This window comes from Streptomyces sp. LS1784, from assembly GCF_020103755.1.
Lineage (GTDB): Bacteria > Actinomycetota > Actinomycetes > Streptomycetales > Streptomycetaceae > Kitasatospora.
The window spans coordinates 1-2312 of sequence record NZ_JAHSQD010000878.1; the positions used below are offsets into that span (position 1 = coordinate 1).

Consider the following 2312-nt stretch of genomic DNA (forward strand, 5'->3'; position numbering starts at 1 on the left):
CGCGGCGGGCAGCGCGCCGGCCGTGCCGAGGAGGGCGGCCGCGGCGACGGCGGCGGCCAGGGCCCGGCGGGCAGTACGGTTCTGGCGGTGGCTCATCGGTGTTCCCTTGCGTGTGCGGTCCGTTGACGTGATCCAGCCTCGCCCGGTCGGCCGGTCCGCAGCAGTGCGTGGGAATACTGGTAGTCCGACTACCGGGGAAGGACGGGGGACATGGTGGACGCGGAGGACGCCCAGGAGCGCCGCTCGGCACTGTCGAGCTTTCTGCGCAGTCGCCGCGCGCGGCTGACGCCGCAGGAGGTCGGGCTGGCGCCCGGGGTGCGGCGGCGCACCCCGGGGCTGCGCCGCGAGGAGCTGGCGCTGCTCGCCGGAGTGGGGGTGACCTGGTACACGTGGCTGGAGCAGGGGCGGGACATCCACCCGTCACCGGAGGTGCTGGGGAGCCTCGCCCGTACGCTGCGGCTGGACCGGGCGGAGACGGCGTACCTGTTCCGGCTGGCCGGCGGCCACCCGCTGGACGGCGAGGTGGCCGCGCCGGGGGACGTGCCGGCCCCCCTGCTGCGGCTGATGCACGCGCAGTGGCCGGCACCGTCCTTCGTGATGGACGCCAACTGGGACATCCGGGCCTGGAATCCGGGCGCGGACGCGCTGTTCGGACTGACCGGCCGTCCGCCGCAGGAGCGCAACCTGGCCTGGGTGGTGTTCGGCAACCCGGTGCACCGGGCCCGGGTCGAGCACTGGGAGGAGCACGCCCGGCGCTTCCTGGCCCAGCTGCGCTCCGCCTACGCGGAGCGCGGCGGCGAGACGACGGCCGTGGGGCGCCATCTGGCCCGGATGATCCGCCAGGTGCGCGCCGAGTACCCGGAGGCGGACCGCTGGCTGGACGAGCACCAGGTCGCGGAGCGCTCCGGCGCCGAGAAGGTCATCCGGCACGAGCGGGTGGGCCTGCTGCGGATCGACCAGCACGTGCTGCTGGCCGCCGAGGGCCTGCAGCTGATCGTGATGTCCCCGCGCGACGCCGACACCGAGGAGCGGCTGCGCCTCCTCGCCCCGGCACTGGCACCGGTGCCGGCACCGGCGGTGTAGCGCAGAAGAAGGCGGTCCGCCGCCCCCGGCACGGCGCGGGGGCGGCGGACCGGGTCGGCCGTCAGACCGGGAGGTTCCACTTCTGGTTGGCGGCGCCGTTGCAGTCCCAGATGCCGAGCTGGTTGCCGTTGTCGGTGGAGAAGCCCAGGTCGTCCAGGCAGCGGCCGGACTGCGGGTTGAGCAGCGAGCCGTCGGGGCGGGCCTGCCACTGCTGGGCACCGCTGCCGTTGCAGTCGTAGATCTGGACCTTGGTGCCGTTGCCGGTGCCGCCACCCGAGACGTCCATGCACTTGCCGAGGGCGCGGATCGTGCCGTCGACGCCGATCCGCCACTTCTGCGCGACCGTGCCGTTGCAGTCGTAGATCTGGACGGGGGTGCCGTTGCCGACGTTGGCGCCCTTCACGTCGACGCACTTGCTCGCGTAGCCGGAGATCTGGCCGGTCGGGCCGGCCGGCGGCACGGCGCCGAGGATGACGCGCGGGAACATCACGGAGTCGCCGATCATGCAGGAGGCGGACGCGGTGCCGTCGCCCATCGCCAGGCCGCCGATGGCGGGGCGGGAGAACTGCACGGTGTGGGTGGAGTTCCAGTAGAGGCAGTTGGCGGTCACGGTCCAGGTCTGCATCGGGTCGAGGCCGCTACAGCTGCCGACGGCGTTCCAGGCGGAGGTGTAGGCGGCACAGGCGGGGGCGGCCTGGGCGGCGGTGGCCGGTGCGACCAGAGCGGCGGCCCCGGCGAGCAGGGCGGTGGTCAGCAGGGCGGAGGTACGGCGCATGGAAGGTCCTTCCGGGTCGTGGGACACGTCGACTCACCATCCACGGAACCGTGGTGACGGAGCGTCGGATGTGTGGGCCGCGTGAAAGACTCGGGGGTGCCCGGTCGGCCGTCAACCGGCAGTGCACCGGCAACTGCCGGGTGTGGCCGCCCTGAGCAGCACCGCTGTCCCGGGCGGCAGTTTCACCGGGGCCGGCGGAAATGCCCCGGCGGCGTCCCGGGAAAGCCGAACGGGCCCCGCACGCCCCCCTGGTGCGGGGAGGTGCGGGGCCCGTTCGGCACGGTCCGGACGACCGTCAGTCGAACTTGCGGCGCTGGCGGCCGGTGCCGTAGTTGGAGCCGGACTTGGAGCCACTGCCGGGCTTGGCGCGGCCGGCGGAGCGGCCGATGAAGCCGGCCGCCTGCGGGCGGTCGCCCTGGGCGGCGGCGCCGAGGCGCTGCTTGGGGCGGGGGCG

Annotated in this window: 2 protein-coding genes; one reads left to right on the plus strand and one right to left on the minus strand. The window is 74.4% G+C overall.

Translation table 11 applies throughout. From position 1 onward, the window contains the following. The first annotated feature begins 210 nt into the window (after positions 1 to 210). Complete coding sequence (locus KS423_RS43705; protein WP_224285250.1) at positions 211 to 1083, plus strand: helix-turn-helix transcriptional regulator; 873 nt, start codon at positions 211 to 213, stop codon at positions 1081 to 1083. A 61-nt stretch (positions 1084 to 1144) separates the two neighbouring features. Here the strand turns inward: KS423_RS43705 and KS423_RS43710 are convergent, their stop codons facing one another. Then, a complete protein-coding gene (locus tag KS423_RS43710) occupies positions 1145 to 1858 on the minus strand; it encodes a ricin-type beta-trefoil lectin domain protein (RefSeq protein ID WP_224285251.1) in 714 nt (237 codons plus the stop codon). Positions 1859 to 2312 lie beyond the last annotated feature (454 nt).

Excerpts from the sequence above, each read along its gene's own strand:
- KS423_RS43710 (WP_224285251.1), bottom strand. The coding sequence starts at position 1,858 with ATGCGCCGTACCTCCGCCCTGCTGACCACCGCCCTGCTCGCCGGGGCC.
- KS423_RS43705 (WP_224285250.1), top strand. The coding sequence starts at position 211 with ATGGTGGACGCGGAGGACGCCCAGGAGCGCCGCTCGGCACTGTCGAGC.